Below are 21,282 nucleotides of genomic sequence, written 5' to 3'. Positions count from 1 at the left end.
CCCGTAGGTCAGATGGGGTTCGGGCAATCGATGAAGATGTGCTCAAGAGCAAAACGCCGCGCCAGATAATCCCCCAGCGCCTGAACGCCATAGCGCTCGGTGGCGTGGTGGCCGGCGGCGATGAAGCTGATGTTGTTTTCCCGGGCGCTGTGGAAGGTCTGCTCGGACGCCTCACCGCTGAGGTACAAGTCGACGCCCGCCAGCACGGCCTGATCGATGTAACCCTGACCGCCACCGGTGCACCAGCCAACGCGGCGGATCATCTCGCTGCCTTCAATCAGTAACGGCTCGCGTCCCATGACTTCTTGCACGCGACGGGCAAAATCGCGGGGCGTCACTGGCTCGTTCAATGAACCGACCAGGCCGACCACTTTGAGGTTGTCCGGGTCCAGCGGGCCTTCAACGGTGATGTCCAGCTGACGGGCCAGTTGGACGTTATTGCCGACTTCCGGGTGCAGATCCAGCGGCAGATGGTAGGACAACAGGCTGATATCGTGCTTGAGCAGGGTTTTCAACCGACGCTGCTTCATGCCGGTGATGCACGGATTCTCGCCCTTCCAGAAGTATCCGTGGTGCACCAGCACCAGGTCGGCGTTGGCTTCCACCGCGGCGTCGAGCAAAGCCTGGCTGGCGGTGACGCCACTGACGATGCGCATCACTTGCGGCCTGCCTTCGACCTGCAACCCGTTGGGGCAGTAATCGGCAATCTTGGCACTGTTAAGGTAACGGTCGGCTTCTTCGACCAAAGTGCTCAGGGCGACGGCCATAAAAGACTCCTAAATATCCCGTTCAGAGGCACGCTTCGCCTCGTATAATGCGCGACATTATGGGCAGTCTCATACCGCCTGCAACTCTCAGGACGTGCTTAATGCTTAAAGCGCTGCGTTTTTCCGGCTGGCCGCTGTTGGCCGGCGTGCTTATCGCTCTATTGATAATTCAGCGTTACCCGCAGTGGGTCGGGCTCCCGAGCCTCGACGTCAACATGCAGCAAGCCCCGCAAACCACCACCATGCAACAGGGCCCCGTGTCCTATGCCGACGCCGTGACCACCGCCGCGCCGTCGGTGGTCAACCTGTACACTACCAAAGTCATCAACAAACCGAACCATCCACTGTTCGAGGACCCGCAGTTCCGCCGCTTCTTCGGCGACAACTCGCCCAAGCAGAAGCGTATGGAATCGAGCCTCGGCTCCGGCGTGATCATGAGCCCGGAAGGTTACCTGCTGACCAACAACCATGTGACCAGCGGCGCCGACCAAATCGTGGTGGCGCTCAAGGACGGTCGTGAAACCCTGGCCCGGGTAATCGGCAGCGACCCGGAAACCGACCTTGCGGTACTGAAAATTGATCTGAAGAACTTGCCATCGATCACGGTCGGGCGTTCCGACAATATCCGCATCGGCGACGTAGCGCTGGCCATCGGCAACCCATTCGGCGTCGGCCAGACCGTGACCATGGGCATCATCAGCGCCACCGGGCGTAATCAGCTGGGCCTGAACAACTACGAAGATTTCATCCAGACCGACGCCGCGATCAACCCAGGCAACTCCGGCGGTGCGCTGGTGGATGCCAACGGCAATCTGACCGGCATCAACACGGCGATCTTCTCCAAATCCGGCGGCTCCCAGGGCATCGGTTTCGCGATTCCGGTGAAACTGGCCATGGAAGTGATGAAGTCGATCATCGAACACGGCCAGGTCATTCGCGGCTGGCTCGGCATCGAAGTGCAGCCATTGTCCCAGGAACTGGCGGAATCGTTTGGTCTGTCGGGGCGTCCGGGCATTGTGGTCGCGGGAATTTTCCGCGACGGTCCAGCGCAGAAAGCCGGTCTGCAATTGGGCGATGTGATTCTCGCCATCGACGGCGAGCCGGCTGGCGATGGTCGCCGCTCGATGAACCAGGTCGCGCGGATCAAACCGACCGACAAGGTCACGGTCCAGGTGATGCGCAACGGCAAAGAGCTCAAGCTGACCGCCGAGATCGGGTTGCGTCCACCACCTGCGCCGGTTAAAGAGAAAGAAGAAGACTAACGCTGGCCCGAGACTCTCGGGCTAACAGCAGATATTCTCATTAGGCATGTTATATTGTTTCAATACCTATATTGGAACAACATAACATGTCGTCTCGAACAATGGCTTCCGTGGCAAGTCTTGCCCTCGGCCTGCTGGGGTATCCGGTCTTCGCCGAAGAGTCCGGCACCCTCGAACTGGACGCCATCAGCGTCACCTCCGACTACGAATCGCCCACCGGCCCGGTCAAGGGTTACCGCGCTACGCGTTCTTCCAGCGCGACCAAAACCGACACCGCGATCCGCGATATACCGCAATCCATCAGCGTCATTCCCGTCAGTGTGCTTAACGATCTGGGCAGCACCAGCGTCGAGCGTGCCCTCGATTTTGCTGGCGGCGTGTCGAAGCAGAACAACTTCGGCGGCCTGACGCTTTATGAATACAGCGTGCGCGGCTTCACCACGTCGGAGTTCTACAAGGATGGCTTCAGCGCCAACCGTGGTTACCCGAGTACGCCGGACGTGGCCAACATCGAGCGCATCGAAGTGCTCAAAGGCCCGGCGGCCAGCCTCTATGGCCGAGGCGATCCGGGCGGCACGGTTAACATCGTCACCAAGAAACCACAGCCCGAAGCGTTCACCACGTTGCAAACCAGCGCCGGCAGTTGGGATCGCTATCGCACCGCGCTGGACGTCAACACGCCGCTGGATGACGACGCCAACGTGTTGTCTCGAATCAACCTGGCCGTCGAGGACAACCACAGCTTTCGTGATCATGTGAACAGCCAGCGAGTGTTCGTCGCGCCCTCCTTCAGTTGGCAACTGAACCCGGACACCAACCTCTTGGTGGAGAGCGAATTCGTGCGTCACAGTTCCACGTTCGATCGCGGCATCGTCGCGCCTAACAATAAATGGAGTGGCGTTTCTCGCTCGACTTTCCTAGGCGAACCCAACGATGGCGACATTGATAACCACAACAACAGGCTGCAAGCTGCGCTCGAACATCATCTCAACGACAGCTGGAAGTTGCGTCTGGCCAGCCATTACAAGGAAGGCCAACTCTGGGGTTACGCCTCGGAAAATCGCCCGCTGAATGCCGACGGCCACACCGTCAATCGACGTTATCGCGAGCGCGATACCAATTGGCACGACAGCATCACCCAACTCGAATTGCGCGGTCTGTTCGACCTCGGTAGCTGGCAGCACGAACTGCTGATTGGCAGCGAGTACGAGAACTTCCGCAAAAACGAACGGGTGACGAGCATTGCCGGCGGCCCCTACGCCATCGACATTTATCAGCCGGTCTACGGCCAGCCGAAACCCAACGGCACGCGCTCCGGCACGAATTTTTTTGAACACGTCGAAAGCCAGGCGCTGAACCTGCAGGATCAGATCGTCTTCACCGACAAACTGCGCGGCATGCTCGGTGCACGTTTCGAACACTTTGAGCAAAGCATCGATGATCACAGCCGCGGCGCCACCAGCCGCCAGAACCACGACGCGTTGACCCAGCGGGCCGGCCTGCTCTATCAGCTGACACCGCAAGTCGGGCTGTTCGCCAACGCCTCCACCTCGCTCAAACCAAACAACGGCCTGGACGCTGGCGGCAAATCCTTCGACCCCGAAGAAGGCGTCGGTTACGAAGTCGGGCTCAAAAGCGAGCTGTTCGACGACCGCTTGAGCACCACCCTCGCCGCCTTTCATATCGAAAAGGATAACGTCCTCGCACTCGACCCGGGCACGGACACCAGCCGCGCCATGGGCAAGGCCCGCAGCCAGGGATTCGACCTGCAAGTCACCGGGCAAGTAACTGACGCCGTGCGGGTGATCGGTGCCTTCGCCTACATCGACGCCGAGGTCACCGAGGGCGACAAGGTGATTCCCACAGGCAGCCGAATCCTAGGCGTCGCCAAACGCAGCGGCAGTCTGCTGGGCGTCTATGAATTTCAGAATGGCCATTTGCGCGGCTCTGACGTCGGCGCGGCGTTCACTTACGTCGGCGATCGCTCGGGCGAATCCGGCAGCGATTTCGAGCTGCCGGCCTACCACACCGTCGACCTGCTAGCCCATTACGAGGCCAGCGAAAACGTCACTGTAGGCCTGAACCTGAACAACCTTTTCGACGAGAAATACTTCGAGCGTTCGTACAGCAATTACTGGGTCAACCCCGGCGAGCCGCGCAATTTCAACGTCAGCCTCACACTCAATCTATAAAAGGAAGTTCCCATACAACACCTCAAACCTCTGGCACTGCTCGGCCTGCTTTTCGCCACCCAGGTCTCAGCCCATGGCCTCTGGACTGAACAACGTCGCGGCAATATCGAAGTAATTTACGGCCACGGTGCCGAAGACAACGCCTTCAAGGCGCAGAAAATCAGCGGCGCCTGGGCGTATGACGTCAGCGGCAAAATGATCCCGGTGACCGTGCAGCGCTTGGCTGATCACGCACGTCTGCAACCGCTGAAGCCGCCCGCCGTGATGGCGGTGGCGTTGGACAACGGCATGTGGTCGCAGACGGCGGATAAAAAATGGATCAACGAAGGACGCAGCAAAGTGCCGGGGGCCATCGAGTCGACGCAGACCTTCAAATACAGCCTGGCGATTTATCAGCCGGGGGCGATGTTGCCGAAGCTTGATCAGATGAAATTGCTGATTCTGCCGGAGGTTGATCCGCTGACCGTCGGACCGGGCAAGTTGCTGCCAGTGCGGGTGCTACTGGATGGGAAACCGGCGGCGGGGGTGAAGTTGACTGGCGACTATCGCAGTGCGCCGAATACGTTGAGTACCGAGACGGATGCGGACGGCCGGGCGCAGGTGGTGGTGCGAAATGAAGGGCTGAATGTCATTTCGGCGCAGATGGAGATTGCGCTGAAGGACAATCCGGATGTGGCGACCCGCGGGGTGTTTAGTTCGTTGACGTTCCTCGGCGAACCGCATCACGAGTAACCCACCAAACCCTGTAGGAGCGAGGCTTGCCCGCGAAGAACGATGACACGGTTTACCTATTAGACCGAGCTATCGTTCTTCGCGGGCAAGCCTCGCTCCTACAGGATTAGCGGCGATCTAGAGGTCGCCGAGGCCGTCAATCAACGCCTGGTTCTGCTCCGGTGTGCCAATCGAAATCCGCAGGAACTGGGCAATCCGCTCCTGCTTGAAGTGCCGAACGATCACGCCTTGCTCGCGCAACTTCGCCGCCAGCCCCGCCGCATCGTGTTTCGGATGACGCGCAAAAATGAAGTTCGCCGCCGACGGCAAGACTTCAAAGCCCTTCGCTTCCAATTGCGCAACGACCTGTTCACGATGCTCGATGACCAACCGGCAGGTCTTGTCGAAGTACTCACGATCTTCAAACGCTGCGGCTGCACCGACATTCGCGAGACGATCCAGCGGATACGAGTTGAAGCTGTTCTTGATCCGCTCCAGCGCCTCAATGAGTTCCGGATGCCCCACCGCCAGCCCCACCCGCAGGCCCGCCAGTGAACGGGACTTGGACAGGGTCTGGGTCACCAGCAGGTTCGGGTAACGGTCCACCAGGCTGATCGCCGTCTCACCCCCGAAGTCGATGTAAGCCTCATCGACCACGACCACCGAATCCGGGCTGGCCTTGAGGATTTGCTCCACGGCATCCAGCGCCAACAGGCAACCCGTCGGTGCATTCGGATTCGGGAAGATGATCCCGCCGTTCGGCTTGGCGTAGTCCGCCGGGTTGATCTGGAACTGCTCGTCCAGCGGCACGGCGTCGAAGGTGATGCCATACAAGCCGCAATAAACCGGATAGAAGCTGTAGCTGATGTCCGGAAACAGCAGCGGCTGATCGTGTTGCAGCAAACCGTGAAAGATGTGCGCCAGGACTTCATCGGAACCGTTGCCGAGGAATACCTGATTGCTCTGTACGCCGTAGTACTTGGCGACCGCTTGCTTGAGCAGGTCGCTGTTCGGGTCCGGGTACAGACGCAGGTTGTCATTCAGTTCGGTCTGCATCGCCGCCAAGGCTTTTGGCGATGGGCCGTACGGGTTTTCGTTGGTGTTGAGCTTCACCAGTTTCGCCAGTTTGGGCTGCTCGCCCGGCACGTAAGGCACCAGATTCTTGACGAACGGGCTCCAGAATTTACTCATGTTCAGTTCCCCTGCCCTTGCGGAAAATCTTCGTCAACGATGCGGTATTCGGCGCTACGGGCGTGCGCGGTCAGCGACTCGCCACGGGCCAGCACAGAAGCAGTTTTGCCCAGTTCGGACGCACCCTGCTCAGAGCAGAAAATGATCGACGAACGTTTCTGGAAGTCGTACACGCCCAGCGGCGAAGAGAACCGCGCGGTGCCGGACGTCGGCAATACGTGGTTCGGGCCGGCGCAGTAATCGCCCAAGGCTTCGGAAGTGTGACGCCCCATGAAGATCGCGCCAGCGTGGCGAATCTTCGGCAACCAGGCCTGCGGATCAGCAACGGACAACTCAAGGTGTTCCGGCGCGATGCGGTTGGCCACTTCGATGGCTTGGTCCATGTCACGAACCTTGATCAGCGCGCCACGGCCATTGATCGAGGTTTCAATGATCTCGGCACGCTCCATGGTCGGCAGCAGTTTGGCAATGCTGGCGGCAACCATGTCGAGGAACTCGGCGTCCGGGCTGACCAGAATCGCCTGGGCGTCTTCGTCGTGCTCGGCCTGGGAGAACAGGTCCATGGCAATCCAGTCCGGATCGGTCTTGCCGTCGCACACCACGAGGATTTCGGAGGGGCCGGCGATCATGTCGATGCCGACCTGGCCAAACACATGGCGCTTGGCCGTGGCGACATAGATGTTGCCCGGACCGACCACCTTGTCGACCTTCGGCACGCTTTCGGTGCCGTAAGCCAGCGCGGCGACCGCTTGAGCGCCGCCGATGGTGAACACGCGGTCGACGCCGGCGATGCAGGCTGCAGCCAGCACCAGCTCGTTGATTTCACCGCGAGGCGTCGGCACCACCATGACCACTTCGGTCACGCCGGCCACCTTCGCCGGAATCGCGTTCATCAGTACCGAAGAAGGATAAGACGCCTTGCCTCCCGGTACATACAGGCCGGCGCGATCCAGTGGCGTGACCTTCTGGCCCAGCACGGTGCCGTCGGCTTCGGTGTAGCTCCAGGAATCCTGTTTCTGTTTCTCGTGGTAGCTGCGTACTCGAGTCGCGGCTTTTTCCAGCGCTTCACGCTGAGGCACGGTGATTCGGGTCAGGGCCAGTTCCAGACGTTCGCGAGGCAAGATCAAGTCCGCCATGGACGCGACTTGCAGGCCGTCGAACTTTAGGGTGAACTCCACCAACGCGGCATCGCCACGCTCGCGCACAGCCTTGATGATGTCCAACACCCGCTGATTGACCGAGTCGTCAGACACACTTTCCCAGCTCAGCAGATGATCCAGATGATGTGCGAAATCCGGGTCAGCAGCGTTGAGTCGGCGAATTGCAGTCGGTGCGGTCATAGCGAGAGCCTCATAGAATTGGCAAAAACTCAGGCGCCCTAACTTAGCAGTCGTTTCCGCTTGGGCACCTGAGAATTCTGGCTATGAGGCGGATAGACGGGCGCGACTTAACGTCGCGCAGGTGAATCAGCCGCGGTGTCGAGACTCCACTGCCTTGCGCAGGGTGTCGATCAACGCCTGGATACGGGTGTGCTGCATTTTCATCGAAGCTTTGTTGACGATCAGCCGGGAGCTGATGTCGGCAATGAAATCCTGGGGTTCCAGGCCATTGGCGCGCAGGGTGTTGCCGGTGTCGACCACGTCGATGATCTTGTCCGCAAGACCGATCAGCGGCGCCAGTTCCATCGAGCCGTAAAGCTTGATGATATCGACCTGGCGGCCCTGTTCGGCGTAGTAGCGCTTGGCAACGTTGACGAACTTGGTCGCCACCCGCAAACGGCCCTTGGGCTCGACATCGCCGATACGGCCAGCGGTCATCAGCTTGCAGAGGGCAATTCGCAGGTCTAAAGGCTCGTACAAACCTTGGCCGCCATATTCCATCAGCACATCTTTACCAGCGACGCCCAGGTCAGCGGCACCATGCTCGACGTACGTCGGCACATCGGTGGCGCGCACGATCAGCAGCCGCACATCGGCCTGAGTCGTGGGGATAATCAGCTTGCGGCTCTTGTCCGGATTCTCGGTCGGCACGATGCCCGCTTCAGCCAGAAGCGGCAGGGTGTCGTCAAGGATGCGGCCCTTGGACAGTGCGATGGTCAACATGGGAAACGTCAGTCCTTATCAAGGTACTCGTGCCCGGTCGCAAATGGCGCCGAACACACATCTAGGGTGAAGCACCCTCGACTTGAAGCGAAATCAACGGGCACGTCCTTGTGCCCATGAAGCAGAAACTAGCCCGGTACGCGGCGGATCTTGGCGCCGAGCATCTGCAGTTTCTCTTCGATGCACTCGTAACCACGGTCGATGTGGTAGATGCGGTCGATCAGGGTGTCACCTTCAGCGATCAGCGCCGAGATCACCAGGCTGGCCGAAGCACGCAGATCGGTGGCCATGACTGGCGCGCCTTTCAGCTTCTCGGTACCGGTGACGATGGCAGTGTTGCCTTCGACCTGGATCTTGGCGCCCATGCGGTGCAGTTCGTAAACGTGCATGAAGCGGTTCTCGAAGATCGTCTCGATCACGGCACCGGTGCCTTCGGCAATGGCGTTGAGGGAGATGAACTGCGCTTGCATGTCAGTCGGGAACGCCGGGTAAGGAGCGGTCCGCACGTTGACGGCTTTAGGCCGCTTGCCGTGCATGTTCAGCTCGATCCAGTCTTCGCCGCAGGTGATTTCCGCGCCCGATTCCTTGAGTTTCTCAAGAACGGCTTCGAGGATGGTCGGATCAGTGTCCTTGACCTTCACACGACCGCCGGTCACGGCAGCAGCGACCAGGTAGGTGCCGGTTTCGATACGGTCAGGCATCACTTTGTAAGTGGTCGGGTGCAGACGCTCGACGCCATCGATGGTGATGGTGTCGGTGCCCGCGCCAGTGATCTTGGCGCCCATGGCGATCAGGAAGTTCGCCAGGTCGATGACTTCAGGTTCGCGAGCGGCGTTTGCCAGAACGCTGCGACCCTTGGCCAGAGCGGCCGCCATCATGATGTTCTCGGTACCGGTCACGCTGACGGTGTCGAAGAAGAAGTGCGCACCGCGCAGGCCGCCTTCAGGCGCCTTGGCCTTGATGTAGCCGCCCTCGACGTCGATGACCGCGCCCATGGCTTCGAGGCCACGGATGTGCAGGTCAACCGGACGCGAACCGATGGCGCAACCGCCAGGCAGTGCGACTTCGGCCTCACCGAAACGGGCAACCATCGGGCCCAGCACCAGAATCGACGCACGCATGGTTTTAACCAGTTCGTACGGGGCGATCAGGGTCTTGATGGTGCGCGGGTCGATTTCGACGCTGAGTTTCTCGTCGATCACCGGCTCGATGCCCATGCGACCGAACAGCTCGATCATGGTGGTGATGTCGTGCAGGTGCGGCAGGTTGGCGACCGTCACCGGACCATCGCACAGCAAGGTGGCAGCCAGGATCGGCAGGGCAGAGTTCTTTGCCCCGGAGATGCGGATTTCGCCATCAAGACGAACGCCACCGGTAATAATCAATTTATCCATAAGAATCTCGACGCCCTTGGGCTCAGGTGCGCTCGGCCCAGGCCGCGCTGCTGAAAAATTTCATAGTGACCGCATGGATGCTGCCATCGGTGATCCATGGGTTCAAATGGGCATAGATCTGCTGCTGACGCTTCACCGGGCTCAACGCCGCCAGTTCATCGCTAATCACGTTTAGCTGAAAGTTGCAGCCTTCACCCTCAACTTCTACCTGCACTTGTGAAAGAGAATCAGACAGCTTTCCTTCAAGGAAGCTCTTTACTTCGTTGGCCTGCATGCTCAACCTCAATCGGCGCCCTGTGCGCGCGGGTCGGACATCATACAAAAAAGCCCCGCGCCTGCGAACCCCGCGAAGCAGGACTCTGACGGGGGGCTTCCTCATAGATGCGGTTAGGGATGCGCCAAGAGCTCGGTCAATTCGCTGACCTGAGCGATTTCGCGCATATCTTCTGGCATTCCACGGATGCTCAGCGCCTTGCCGGCCTCCTCTGCATCACGCATGAAACACAGCAGCAGCGACAAGCCGACACTGCTGGACTTCAACACCGCCGAGCAATCGATCACCAGTGCGGCGGCCTTGCTGGACTTGATCAGCGCCTGCCCCTGCTTGCGCAAGCCCGGGCCGGTGCGGTAATCCAGCATGCCGCTAAGCGTCAGCTCGCCGGAATCGCTCATGCGAATGGCCGACACACTCATTGAGCTTGCGTCTCAGTGGTTTGCTTCTGGCTGGCGTCCTTGGCTTTGGCGACTTCCCCGGCCCAACCATTGATGGTCTTGTCCAGGTCGTTGCCATTGCGCTGCATCGCATCAGCGAACTGATCACGGAACAGCTTGCCGATGTTAATGCCGTTGATGATCACGTTGCGCAGTTTCCACTCGCCATTGATCTTTTCGAGTGTGTAAGACACAGGATAGATCGCGCCGTTGGTACCTTTGACCGTCATGGCAACGCTTGTACGGTCTCCCGACTCATCCTTGGCAGGGTCGACGACGATCCCCTGATTGTTGTACTCGAGCAACGCGTTGCCATAGAACTGGAACAGACCCTTTTTGAAGTTTTCTTCAAAAGTCTTCATCTGCGCAGGCGTGGCTTTGCGTGAATACTTGACCGTCATGATGCTTTTGGAGATGCCCTCGGCATCCACCACAGGTCCGACGATGGTGTTCAGCGCCGTATAGAAGTCTTGCGGGTCTTGCTTGTACTTCTCTTTATTGGCCGACAGATCGGCAAGTAACCGACTGGTGGTGTCCTGCACGATATCGTGCGCCGAGGGCGCTGCCACAGCGTTAGCCATCAACGGCAGGGCCGCGAGTAATACCAACAGGCCACGTCGCAAGGTAGAGATCATTAAAAAGCTCCTCATTTGGCGTCTTTACTAACGGTATTGAGCAGAAATTTACCGATCAGATCCTCAAGTACCAACGACGACTGCGTGTCGTGGATGGTTGAACCATCCTTGAGCAAGGTTTCTTCCCCGCCCACGCTGAGACCGATGTACTTCTCGCCCAACAGGCCAGCGGTCAGGATAGATGCAGTGGAGTCAGTCGGCAGGTTATCTACGCGCTTTTCCAGCTGCATGGTCACTCGACCGGTGAAACTGTCGCGGTCCAGATCGATCGCCGTAACCTTGCCGATGGTCACACCGGCCATGGTCACTTTAGCTCTGACAGTCAAACCGGCGATATTGTCGAAGTACGCATACGTTTTATAAGTATCGGTGGTTGCGCTCGGGGACAGACCACTCACCCGCAACGCCAGCAACAGCAAAGCCAGGATGCCAGCCAGCAAGAAAAGGCCGACACCGATTTCCAGGGTGCGGTTTTGCATCAGAAATCTCCAAACATCAAGGCGGTCAGAATAAAGTCCAGGCCGAGTACAGCCAAAGAGGCATACACCACGGTCTTGGTAGTGGCACGACTGATCCCCTCGGAAGTGGGCTCGCAGTCATAGCCTTGAAATACGGCGATCCAGGTCACGACAAAGGCGAAAACGATGCTTTTGATGATGCCGTTGAGCACATCGTCAGCAAAGGTCACGCTGTTCTGCATGTTGGACCAGTAGGAACCTTCATAGACACCCAGCCAGTCAACGGCCACCCACGAACCACCCCAGATGCCCACCACGCTGAAGATCATCGCCAGCACCGGCAGGGAAATGAAGCCGGCCCACAGGCGCGGGGCAATGATGTACTTGAGCGGGTCGACACCAATCATTTCCAGACTGGACAACTGCTCGGTGGACTTCATGTTGCCGATTTCGGCAGTCAATGCCGAACCGGCGCGCCCGGCGAACAACAATGCCGTGACCACGGGGCCCAGTTCGCGCAACAGCGTCAGCGCAACCATCTGGCCGACCGCCTGCTCCGAACCGTAGCTGGATAGAATATTGAAGCCTTGCAGCGCCAGCACCATGCCGATGAATACCCCGGAGACCACGATGATCACCAGGGACATCACGCCCACTGAATGCAGTTGCTTGATCAGCAGGCCAAAACCGCCACCAATGCCACCACGGCCGAGCAAGGCATGAAACAGGAATATCGCCGAACGACCGAACACCCCCAGCACGTCAATGCCAGAGTGGCCGAACCGGCGAACCCGCTCTATTAGTGAAATCTTGCGCATCAACGCTTCCCCAGAAGATCTGCGCGGTAATCCGTCGCTGGAAAGTGATAGGCGACCGGACCGTCCGGCTCGCCTGTCATGAATTGACGGATGCGTGGTTCCTGCGAGTTCATCAGTTCCTCGGGAGTGCCCTGCCCCAACACCTGGCCTTCACCGACGACATAGATGTAATCGGCGATGCTCGCAGTCTCGGCCAGGTCGTGGGAGACCACGATACTGGTGATGCCCAACGCATCGTTGAGCAGGCGGATCAGGCGCACCAGCACACCCATGGCGATGGGGTCCTGGCCGACAAAGGGCTCGTCATACATGAGGATTTGCGGATCGAGGGCAATCGCCCGGGCCAGAGCGACACGACGCTTCATGCCGCCGGACAACTCGTCAGGCATCAGGTCGATGGCGCCACGCAAGCCCACGGCCTGCAATTTGAGCAGGACAATGTCCCGGATCATTTCTTCCGGCAGTTCGGTATGAACGCGTAGCGGAAAGGCGACGTTCTCGAACACGTCGAGATCGGTGAACAGTGCACCACTCTGAAAAAGCACGCCCATGTGCTTGCGCGCATCGAATAGATCACTGCGCGACAGCTTCGGCAGGTTCTGCCCGTTGACCCAGACTTCGCCTTTGGTGGGCCGCAACTGTGCGCCCATCAGCCGCAACAGCGTAGTCTTGCCACACCCGGAAGGCCCCATGATGCCGGTGACCTTGCCGCGCGGGATACGTATATCGACGTTATTGAAAATGCTGCGCGCACCGCGCTTGAAGGTCAGTCCCTTCAGCTCGACCGCGTAGGCTTTATCGGCACTCATCTAAACTCCTTGCGATGCAGCCTCTCACTCGGACGCCTGACTTTCTGACGAAAGCACATACCTCCCGGGCAGGCCGAACTGGCGGCGAACTATATCACTGCAAAGGCCAAGCGCCCAAGGCCCAAGCCGGGCCATGTTCAGCAACATGACAGGGCAAAAGCTTCTATTGAGGGGTATTCGGTAACAGGGAATGACAAAGCGCGACGAACTTGCGTGAGGGTTTCGATCATTACCGTTATAATCGCCGCCTTTTCATCAGGCTATACGATTTCTGACATGAGCCAATCCAGCGACCTGATTCAATCTGCTCAACGCACCATCCGCCTCGAACTGGAAGCCGTACAAGGCTTGCTGCCCCGTATCGACGCAGATTTCGTACGCGCTTGCGAGATGATTCTGGCCAGCAAAGGCCGCGTGGTCGTGGTCGGCATGGGCAAATCCGGGCACATCGGCAACAAGATCGCCGCCACCCTGGCCAGCACCGGCACCACGGCCTTTTTCGTGCACCCGGCCGAAGCCAGCCACGGCGACATGGGCATGATCACCCGCGACGACATCATCCTGGCGCTGTCGAACTCCGGCTCCACCCATGAAATCGTTACCCTGCTGCCACTGATCAAGCGTCTGGGCATTCAATTGATCAGCATGACCGGCAACCCTGAATCACCACTGGCGAAGGCTGCCGAGGTCAACCTCAACGTGCGCGTCGAGCACGAAGCCTGCCCGCTTAACCTGGCACCGACCTCGTCGACCACTGCCGCGCTGGTCATGGGCGACGCCCTGGCCGTTGCGCTGCTGGAAGCCCGCGGCTTTACCGCTGAAGATTTCGCCTTTTCCCACCCCGGTGGCGCGCTTGGCCGACGCCTGCTGCTGAAAGTGGAAAACGTCATGCACGCTGGGCAAGAGCTGCCACACGTTCAACGCGGCACTCTGCTCAAGGACGCATTGATGGAAATGACCCGAAAGGGCCTGGGCATGACGGCGATCCTCGAAGCCGATGGCAAACTCGCCGGGATCTTCACCGACGGCGACCTGCGCCGCACCCTGGACCGTGCCATCGATATCCATCACGCGACCATCGACGAGGTCATGACCGTTCACGGCAAGACTGCCCGTCCCGAGATGCTCGCGGCCGAGGCTCTGAAAATCATGGAAGACCATCGAATCAACGCGCTGGTGGTGGTGGACAAGGAGGACCGTCCGATCGGCGCCTTCAACCTGTCCGATCTGCTGCGCGCAGGAGTAATGTGATGAGCACCGACCTGTTGCAACGCGGCAAGAACATCAAGCTGGCGATTTTCGACGTCGATGGCGTACTGACCGACGGACGCCTGTACTTCCTTGAAGACGGCAGCGAATTCAAGACCTTCAACACCCTCGACGGCCAAGGCATCAAGATGTTGATGGCAGCCGGCGTGCAGACCGCTATCATCAGCGGCCGCAAGACCCCGGTGGTCGAGCGACGAGCGAAGAACCTCGGCATTCCACACCTGTACCAGGGGCGCGAAGACAAACTGGTGGTGCTCGACGAGCTTCTTGCCCAACTCAACCTAAGCTATGAGCAAGTCGCCTATCTCGGCGACGACCTGCCGGACCTGCCGGTGATTCGCCGCGTCGGCCTGGGCATGGCGGTGGCCAACGCCGCCAGTTTCGTCCGTGAACACGCCCACGGCATCACCCAGGCTCGTGGTGGCGAGGGTGCCGCTCGCGAATTCTGCGAATTGATCCTGCGCGCCCAAGGCCGCCTCGATGCGGCCAACGCCGCGTACCTGTGAGCCAACTATGCTGAGTAAAAAGATTCGCAAAATCCTGGTATTCGGTTGCATCGCAGCGATATTCGCGGCGGTCGGCTACTGGAACATCAGCCCGGAACGCTTCCTCGACCAGCCCGTGGCAAAGGTCGATGAAACCGCGATCGACTATTACGCGGTCAACGCCCACAGCGTGCAGTACCTGCCGGACGGTAAACTGCAATACGAAATGACGTCCGACAAGGTTGAACACCTGAAGGCGACCGAAGTGACGCTGTTGACCAATCCGGATCTGAACCTATTCCGCGGCACCCAATTCCCCTGGCACGTCCAGAGCGAACGTGGCGAAGTCAATCCGGATGGCACTCAGGTCGAACTGATCGACTCGGTGCGCATCACGCGTTTCGACGAGAAAAACCGCAAGACGCTGATTACCACCACCCGCATGACAGTGTTCCCGCAACAGCAATATGCGCAGACCGATCAACCCGTTAGAATCGACGGCGCTGGTGGTGTCTCGACTGGCAAGGGAATGAAGGCGTATTTGAAAGAAAGCAGGATACACCTGCTATCGAACGTAAGAGGACAGTATGAGGCTCGTTAAAACCCTCCCTATTTTGCTCGGCCTGAGCGCAGCACTGGGAAGCGTGAGCGCCTGGGCTCTGCCGGACGATCAACAGCAGCCTATCCGCATCCAGGCGGACGACGCCCAACTGGACGACAAGAACGGCATTGCCACCTATAAAGGTGACGTGATCATCACCCAGGGCTCGATGAAGGTCACCGGCAATACTGTGACCATGACCCGCACCCCAGCCGGCGATATCGACGTAGTGACTTCGGTGGGCAACCTCGCCTACTTCGAGCAACTGCAAACAGCAGGCGATACAAAGCCGGTTCAAGGCTATGGCGTCACTATCCAGTACCACGCCTCGCAAGACCGTGTCGTGCTGGTCGACCGCGCCAAGGTCATCGACAAGGACGGCAACGTGACCCAAGGCGAGAAAATCGTCTATGACACCAACAAAAAGCTCGCCAGCGCCGGTCGCGCTACGGGCAGCAAGGTCACCGAGTCGCGTCCGCGGATCGACATGGTGATCCAGCCGAAAAAGAAAACCGAAGAGCAAAAGGCCCCGTAATGGCAACTCTGAAAGCTCAGCATCTGGCCAAGAGCTACAAGAGCCGTCAGGTCGTGCGCGACGTCAGCCTGTCCATCGACAGCGGTCAGATCGTCGGCCTGCTAGGCCCCAATGGCGCCGGCAAGACCACCTGCTTCTACATGATTGTCGGTCTGGTACAAGCCGATCAGGGCCGCGTACTGATTGACGATCTGGATGTCAGCCACCAGCCTATGCACGGTCGTGCAAAGGCCGGTATCGGCTATCTTCCGCAAGAAGCATCGATCTTCCGCAAACTCTCGGTAGCTGACAACATCATGGCAATCCTCGAGACCCGCAAGGAGCTCGACAAGACCGGTCGTCGCAAAGAGCTGGAAAGCCTGCTGCAGGAATTCCACATCAGCCACATCCGCGACAACCTCGGCATGAGTCTGTCCGGGGGTGAACGCCGCCGTGTGGAAATCGCCAGGGCACTGGCCACCAACCCGAAATTCATCCTCCTCGACGAACCATTCGCCGGCGTGGACCCGATTTCGGTGGGCGACATCAAGCAGATCATCTATCACCTCAAGGCCAAGGGCATTGGTGTGCTGATCACTGACCACAACGTTCGTGAAACCCTGGATATCTGCGAAACCGCCTACATCGTCAACGATGGCCAGCTGATAGCTGAAGGTGACTCTGCCACCATCCTGGCCAACGATCTGGTCAAGGAAGTGTACCTGGGCCATGAATTCCGCCTGTAAGCACTAAGGTGCCTGGCTAGTCGACCGAACGCTTGTCTCGATAAAAATGAATACTTTTTTATTGTTACAGCGCTCTAGGCAAACGTTGCAGTTTCAGGCATATAATTTGCTTATGTTTGGCGCTCCGGCGCCCTGTAGTGGATGGCGCATGTGCGCCGGCGAATAAGGTGTTAAGCCCCTGCCATGAAACCATCGCTAGTCTTGAGAATGGGCCAGCAGCTGACGATGACACCGCAGCTGCAACAGGCCATCCGCCTGCTCCAATTGTCGACCCTGGACCTGCAACAGGAAATCCAGGAGGCCCTGGAGTCCAATCCGATGCTCGAACGCCAGGAAGAAGGCGACGACTTCGATAACGCCGACCCCTTGGCCGACAAAGCGGAACAGCCACCCAACGCCGATGTTTCGGAACCCTCCTACCAGGAAACCGCCCCGACGGTGGACAACCTCGAGGAAGGTGACTGGAACGAGCGCATTCCCAACGAGCTGCCTGTCGACACCGCGTGGGAAGACGTCTACCAGACCAGCGCCAGCAGCCTGCCGAGTAACGATGACGACGAGTGGGATTTCACCACCCGTACATCGGCCGGCGAAAGCCTGCAAAGCCACCTGCTGTGGCAACTGAACCTGGCACCGATGTCCGACACTGATCGCCTGATTGCCGTGACCCTGATCGACTGCATCAACAATCAGGGCTACCTGGACGAAACCCTCGAGGAGATTCTCGAAGCCTTCGATCCGGAACTGGACATCGAACTGGACGAAATCGAAGCCGTCCTGCACCGCATCCAGCAATTCGAACCCGCTGGCATCGGCGCCCGCAACCTGGGCGAATGCCTGCTGCTGCAATTGCGTCAGTTGTCCGCCAAGACCCCTTGGCTGGTGGAGGCCAAACGCCTGGTCACCGATTACATCGACCTGCTCGGCAGCCGCGATTACAGCCAGCTGATGCGTCGCATGAAGCTCAAGGAAGATGAACTGCGCCAAGTGATTGAACTGGTCCAGAGCCTCAACCCGCGCCCAGGCTCGCAGATCGAGTCCAGCGAAGCCGAATACGTCGTTCCCGACGTGATCGTACGCAAGGACAACGAGCGCTGGCTGGTGGAACTGAACCAGGAATCCGTGCCACGACTGCGGGTCAATGCTCAATACGCCGGTTTCGTGCGCCGCGCCGACACCAGCGCCGACAACACCTTCATGCGCAATCAGTTGCAAGAGGCCCGCTGGTTCATCAAGAGCCTGCAAAGCCGCAACGAAACCCTGATGAAAGTAGCCACTCAGATCGTCGAGCATCAGCGCGGCTTTCTTGAATACGGTGACGAAGCCATGAAACCGCTGGTCCTGCATGACATCGCCGAAGCGGTGGGCATGCACGAATCGACGATTTCTCGGGTGACCACGCAGAAATTCATGCATACCCCACGGGGCATATATGAACTGAAATACTTTTTCTCCAGTCACGTCAGCACCTCTGAGGGCGGTGAATGCTCGTCTACGGCGATCCGCGCGATCATCAAAAAACTGGTTGCCGCGGAAAATCAGAAAAAGCCGTTGAGTGACAGCAAGATCGCTGGTTTACTGGAGGCACAAGGCATTCAGGTGGCTCGCCGCACCGTCGCCAAGTACCGCGAATCCCTCGGGATCGCGCCTTCGAGCGAACGCAAGCGGTTGATGTAGAGCCACGCCACAGCGTTCCAGTGGCAGGCATTTCTGCCTGCCGCTTTATGCACTGGCAACGAAGGAGAGCTGTATGCAAGTCAACATCAGTGGACACCAACTGGAAGTGACCGAACCTCTTCGCACCTACATCGGCGAAAAACTCGAACGATTAGAGAGGCATTTCGACAAGATCACCAACGTGCAAGTCACGATGACGGTCGAAAAGCTCAAGCAGAAAATCGAAGCCACGCTGCATATTCCCGGCAATGAAGTGGTCGCAAATGCGGAGCATACCGACATGTACGCGGCGATCGACGCACTGACCGACAAGCTGGATAAACAACTCAAAAAGCATAAGGAAAAGACCCAAAGCCTCCTCCAGGGCGCGACCGGTCGTTAACACTCCCAACCCATGATCCGACTTGAAAGCATCCTGACCCCCGGCCGTTCCCTCGTGAACGTGCCGGGCGGCAGTAAAAAGAAAGCCCTCGAGCAAATTGCCAACCTTATCCACCGCGAAGTGCCGGATCTGGCGATGCAGGATGTCTTCGAGAGTCTGGTCGCCCGTGAAAAACTCGGTTCCACCGGTTTTGGCAACGGCATCGCCATCCCTCACTGTCGCCTGAAGGGCTGCAACTCGCCCATCAGTGCCTTGATGCACCTCGACGCCCCCATCGATTTCGACGCCATCGACGGTGCCCCGGTTGACCTGCTGTTCGTTCTGCTGGTCCCGCAAGCTGCCACCGATGCGCACCTGGAGCTACTGCGCCAGATCGCCAGCATGCTCGATCGCAAGGAAGTGCGCGAAAAACTGCGCAGCGCCCCGAGCAATGAAGCCTTGTATCAGGTTGTCCTGGACGAGCAAAACGGTCAGTAATCATGCGCTTGATCATCGTCAGTGGCCGCTCCGGCTCAGGTAAAAGTACCGCGCTCGATGTTCTCGAGGACAACGGCTACTACTGCATCGACAACCTTCCCGCCGGCCTGTTGCCGGAACTGGCCGAACGCGCGTTGATTCACACCGAGCTGGCACAACCGCTGGTTGCCGTATCCATCGATGCGCGTAACTTGCCAAGTCACTTGTCGCGTTTTCCGGAGCTGCTGGAAGAAGTGCGCAGCCGGCATATCCAGTGCGATGTGCTTTATCTGGACGCCGACGAAGAAACCTTGCTCAAACGCTTCTCGGAAACCCGCCGGCGTCACCCTCTGAGCAATGCCAATCGCTCGCTGGCCGAAGCCATCAACGATGAAACCAGCCTGCTCGGGCCGATTGCCGACCTCGCCGATCTCAAAGTAAACACCACCAACCTGAACCTGTATCAGCTGCGCGATACCATCAAGCTGCGCCTGCTGAACCAGCCGGAGCCCGGTACTGCGTTTCTGGTGGAGTCTTTTGGTTTCAAGCGTGGCATGCCGGTGGACGCCGATCTGGTGTTCGACGTGCGTTGCCTGCCCAATCCCTATTGGAAGCCGGAATTGCGCGATCATTCCGGGCTCGATCAACCGGTCGCCGAGTACTTGGCGGCACAGCCGGATGTCGAAGAGATGTTCCAGGACATTTCCACGTACTTGCTCAAATGGCTGCCACGCTTCGCCGCCAGCAACCGTGCTTATGTCACCATTGCCATTGGCTGCACCGGCGGACATCACCGCTCCGTCTACCTGACCGAACGTCTGGGCCAGGCCCTGCAAAAAACCCTGAAGAACGTCCAGGTTCGCCACCGCGACCTCAGCTAAAGGATTCACACCGCGATGCCTGCTCTGGAAATTGAAATCATCAACAAACTGGGTTTGCATGCCCGTGCTTCTGCGAAATTCGTTGGCGTCGCCGGTGAGTTCAAGGATTGCACGATCCGGGTCGGACGTACTCCCGAGTCCATGGTAGACGGAAAAAGCATCATGGCCATGATGATGCTCGCTGCCGGCAAGGGAACAATAATTCACCTGAGCACCGAAGGTGAGCAGGCTGACGAAGCTTTGCAGGCTTTGGTGGATTTGATAAAGGACTACTTCGGCGAAGGTGGTTAAGCACTCGCTTAGGCGAGCGCTGTATCCATCACCATCATCAAGCAAAACCCGATCAGCAACCCAAGACTTGCAAGCTTGTCGTGACCATTGCGGCGCGACTCGGGAATGACTTCATGGGTGACCACCAGCAACATTGCCCCGGCCGCCAGCGCCAACCCCAAGGGCAACAACAGTTCAGCCAGGCTCACCAGCCAAGCGCACAACAGCGCGAAGACTGGTTCGACCAGACCTGATGCAGCACCGATCAGGAACGCCTTGACCCGCGACATCCCTGCCCCGGCCAATACCAGCGCGATTACCAGACCTTCCGGCACATCCTGCAAGGCGATGCCCATGGCCAGGCTATCAGCGTCGGGCATGCCACCACCCGCCGACACACCAACCGCCATGCCTTCGGGGATGTTGTGGGCGATGATGGCAAACACAAACAACCAGATACGCGGTGGGATCACGGGCCGTTCCAGGGAGCCGACCCACATTTGCGGACTGGCTCCGGAGACCTTTCGATCCACCAGAAACAGCCCGAACGCACCCAGCATGATGCCGAAACTGATCAGTCCGCTGGCCGCCCAAGGCGTCAGCCCCAAGTTTTCAGCGGCGGAGATCCCGGGAACGATCAACGAAAAAGCTGTCGCCGCGAGCATCACCCCGGCCCCGAAGCCAAGCAGTGAATCACTGACTGCCTGGGGCATCCGCCGAATCACCAGCACAGGCACCGCGCCCAAGGCAGTGCCCAAGGCGCAGATCGCTCCGCCTTGCAGGGCGCGCAGCAGTTTCGGCTCAAGGTCCAGCCATGCCAGCCCTTGGGCAACCAATAACGTCATACCCGCCAGCAGTAACAGCGATCCGAATGCGTAACGAAACATTCGTCCACTTCCGATCGCCAGTGTTTCAGTGCCCATAGCCAGCCTTGGATTGTTTTTGTAGAAG

The 21,282-nt window shown here is 58.8% G+C and carries 25 protein-coding genes; 13 read left to right on the top strand and 12 right to left on the bottom strand.

From position 1 onward, the window contains the following. Positions 1-8: 8 nt before the first annotated feature. Entirely contained in the window at positions 9-767 is a 759-nt protein-coding gene (locus tag QK293_RS01090; protein WP_282375121.1) for a Nif3-like dinuclear metal center hexameric protein, read from the bottom strand. 101 nt (positions 768-868) lie between these two features. Between QK293_RS01090 and algW the strand changes: the two genes are divergently transcribed. The 3 genes from algW (at position 869) to QK293_RS01075 (ending at position 4,953) form a co-directional block, all read left to right on the top strand. Further along, entirely contained in the window at positions 869-2,029 is a 1,161-nt protein-coding gene (gene algW / locus QK293_RS01085) for a Do family serine endopeptidase AlgW (protein WP_282375119.1), read from the top strand. 86 nt (positions 2,030-2,115) lie between these two features. Then, a complete protein-coding gene (locus tag QK293_RS01080) occupies positions 2,116-4,221 on the top strand; it encodes a TonB-dependent siderophore receptor (RefSeq protein WP_282375116.1) in 2,106 nt (701 codons plus the stop codon). A 12-nt stretch (positions 4,222-4,233) separates the two neighbouring features. Then, on the top strand, positions 4,234-4,953 hold the full coding sequence (locus QK293_RS01075; RefSeq protein WP_282375327.1) for a DUF4198 domain-containing protein: 720 nt from the start codon (positions 4,234-4,236) through the stop codon (positions 4,951-4,953). A 117-nt stretch (positions 4,954-5,070) separates the two neighbouring features. On the opposite strand, the gene hisC is transcribed toward QK293_RS01075, so the two are convergent. The 10 genes from hisC to QK293_RS01025 form a co-directional block, all read right to left on the bottom strand. Continuing rightward, positions 5,071-6,123: a histidinol-phosphate transaminase gene (hisC, locus tag QK293_RS01070; RefSeq protein ID WP_282375114.1), complete on the bottom strand. Its 1,053-nt coding sequence runs from the start codon at positions 6,121-6,123 to the stop codon at positions 5,071-5,073. 2 nt (positions 6,124-6,125) lie between these two features. Further along, positions 6,126-7,463 carry a histidinol dehydrogenase gene (gene hisD / locus QK293_RS01065; protein WP_282375112.1) on the bottom strand — a complete coding sequence of 446 codons (1,338 nt, stop codon included), beginning with the start codon at positions 7,461-7,463 and terminating at the stop codon, positions 6,126-6,128. Between the two features lie 126 nt (positions 7,464-7,589). Further along, entirely contained in the window at positions 7,590-8,225 is a 636-nt protein-coding gene (gene hisG / locus QK293_RS01060; protein ID WP_282375110.1) for an ATP phosphoribosyltransferase, read from the bottom strand. A gap of 128 nt (positions 8,226-8,353) precedes the next feature. Beyond that, the gene (gene murA, locus QK293_RS01055) at positions 8,354-9,619 is read right to left on the bottom strand and encodes a UDP-N-acetylglucosamine 1-carboxyvinyltransferase (protein ID WP_046045865.1); all 1,266 of its coding nucleotides are present in this window, start codon (positions 9,617-9,619) and stop codon (positions 8,354-8,356) included. Between the two features lie 22 nt (positions 9,620-9,641). Continuing rightward, the gene (locus tag QK293_RS01050) at positions 9,642-9,893 is read right to left on the bottom strand and encodes a BolA family protein (protein WP_038978976.1); all 252 of its coding nucleotides are present in this window, start codon (positions 9,891-9,893) and stop codon (positions 9,642-9,644) included. 113 nt (positions 9,894-10,006) lie between these two features. After that, positions 10,007-10,312, bottom strand: a complete 306-nt coding sequence (locus tag QK293_RS01045; protein WP_282375104.1) for an STAS domain-containing protein — start codon at positions 10,310-10,312, stop codon at positions 10,007-10,009. After that, a complete protein-coding gene (locus QK293_RS01040) occupies positions 10,309-10,965 on the bottom strand; it encodes an ABC transporter substrate-binding protein (protein WP_282375102.1) in 657 nt (218 codons plus the stop codon). The genes QK293_RS01045 and QK293_RS01040 overlap by 4 nt, the downstream gene beginning before the upstream one ends. 11 nt (positions 10,966-10,976) lie before the next feature. Further along, positions 10,977-11,444 (bottom strand): outer membrane lipid asymmetry maintenance protein MlaD, encoded by a 468-nt coding sequence (mlaD, locus tag QK293_RS01035; RefSeq protein WP_282375100.1) that lies wholly within the window; start codon positions 11,442-11,444, stop codon positions 10,977-10,979. Then, positions 11,444-12,241 (bottom strand): lipid asymmetry maintenance ABC transporter permease subunit MlaE, encoded by a 798-nt coding sequence (gene mlaE, locus QK293_RS01030; protein ID WP_008150745.1) that lies wholly within the window; start codon positions 12,239-12,241, stop codon positions 11,444-11,446. Before mlaE ends, mlaD begins: the two co-directional genes overlap by 1 nt. After that, positions 12,241-13,050 carry an ATP-binding cassette domain-containing protein gene (locus tag QK293_RS01025; protein WP_059403257.1) on the bottom strand — a complete coding sequence of 270 codons (810 nt, stop codon included), beginning with the start codon at positions 13,048-13,050 and terminating at the stop codon, positions 12,241-12,243. The genes mlaE and QK293_RS01025 overlap by 1 nt, the downstream gene beginning before the upstream one ends. A gap of 276 nt (positions 13,051-13,326) precedes the next feature. On the opposite strand from QK293_RS01025, the gene QK293_RS01020 reads away from it, so the two are divergent. From QK293_RS01020 to QK293_RS00975, 10 genes are all read left to right on the top strand, one after another. Next, a complete protein-coding gene (locus QK293_RS01020; RefSeq protein ID WP_282375097.1) occupies positions 13,327-14,301 on the top strand; it encodes a KpsF/GutQ family sugar-phosphate isomerase in 975 nt (324 codons plus the stop codon). Continuing rightward, a complete protein-coding gene (locus QK293_RS01015; RefSeq protein WP_282375095.1) occupies positions 14,301-14,825 on the top strand; it encodes an HAD family hydrolase in 525 nt (174 codons plus the stop codon). Before QK293_RS01020 ends, QK293_RS01015 begins: the two co-directional genes overlap by 1 nt. Before the next feature lie 7 nt (positions 14,826-14,832). Further along, positions 14,833-15,405, top strand: a complete 573-nt coding sequence (gene lptC / locus QK293_RS01010; RefSeq protein WP_282375093.1) for an LPS export ABC transporter periplasmic protein LptC — start codon at positions 14,833-14,835, stop codon at positions 15,403-15,405. Next, positions 15,392-15,940, top strand: a complete 549-nt coding sequence (gene lptA, locus QK293_RS01005; RefSeq protein ID WP_282375092.1) for a lipopolysaccharide transport periplasmic protein LptA — start codon at positions 15,392-15,394, stop codon at positions 15,938-15,940. The genes lptC and lptA overlap by 14 nt, the downstream gene beginning before the upstream one ends. Continuing rightward, entirely contained in the window at positions 15,940-16,665 is a 726-nt protein-coding gene (lptB, locus tag QK293_RS01000; RefSeq protein ID WP_282375090.1) for an LPS export ABC transporter ATP-binding protein, read from the top strand. The genes lptA and lptB overlap by 1 nt, the downstream gene beginning before the upstream one ends. A gap of 183 nt (positions 16,666-16,848) precedes the next feature. Further along, complete coding sequence (locus QK293_RS00995) at positions 16,849-18,342, top strand: RNA polymerase factor sigma-54 (RefSeq protein WP_282375089.1); 1,494 nt, start codon at positions 16,849-16,851, stop codon at positions 18,340-18,342. A gap of 73 nt (positions 18,343-18,415) precedes the next feature. Then, a complete protein-coding gene (raiA, locus tag QK293_RS00990; protein WP_007941242.1) occupies positions 18,416-18,724 on the top strand; it encodes a ribosome-associated translation inhibitor RaiA in 309 nt (102 codons plus the stop codon). A gap of 12 nt (positions 18,725-18,736) precedes the next feature. Then, a complete protein-coding gene (ptsN, locus tag QK293_RS00985; RefSeq protein ID WP_282375088.1) occupies positions 18,737-19,201 on the top strand; it encodes a PTS IIA-like nitrogen regulatory protein PtsN in 465 nt (154 codons plus the stop codon). Positions 19,202-19,203: 2 nt separating this feature from the next. Then, the gene (gene rapZ / locus QK293_RS00980; protein WP_282375087.1) at positions 19,204-20,061 is read left to right on the top strand and encodes an RNase adapter RapZ; all 858 of its coding nucleotides are present in this window, start codon (positions 19,204-19,206) and stop codon (positions 20,059-20,061) included. A 15-nt stretch (positions 20,062-20,076) separates the two neighbouring features. After that, entirely contained in the window at positions 20,077-20,352 is a 276-nt protein-coding gene (locus QK293_RS00975) for an HPr family phosphocarrier protein (RefSeq protein ID WP_282375086.1), read from the top strand. Positions 20,353-20,360: 8 nt separating this feature from the next. Here the strand turns inward: QK293_RS00975 and QK293_RS00970 are convergent, their stop codons facing one another. Further along, complete coding sequence (locus QK293_RS00970; protein ID WP_282375085.1) at positions 20,361-21,254, bottom strand: ZIP family metal transporter; 894 nt, start codon at positions 21,252-21,254, stop codon at positions 20,361-20,363. Between the last annotated feature and the right edge of the window lie 28 nt (positions 21,255-21,282).

It is taken from the genome of Pseudomonas sp. AL03 (assembly GCF_029960815.1).
Taxonomy (GTDB): Bacteria; Pseudomonadota; Gammaproteobacteria; order Pseudomonadales; family Pseudomonadaceae; genus Aquipseudomonas.
Note: the sequence above shows the minus strand (reverse complement) of the source record. Positions and strands in the feature narration are given on the sequence as shown.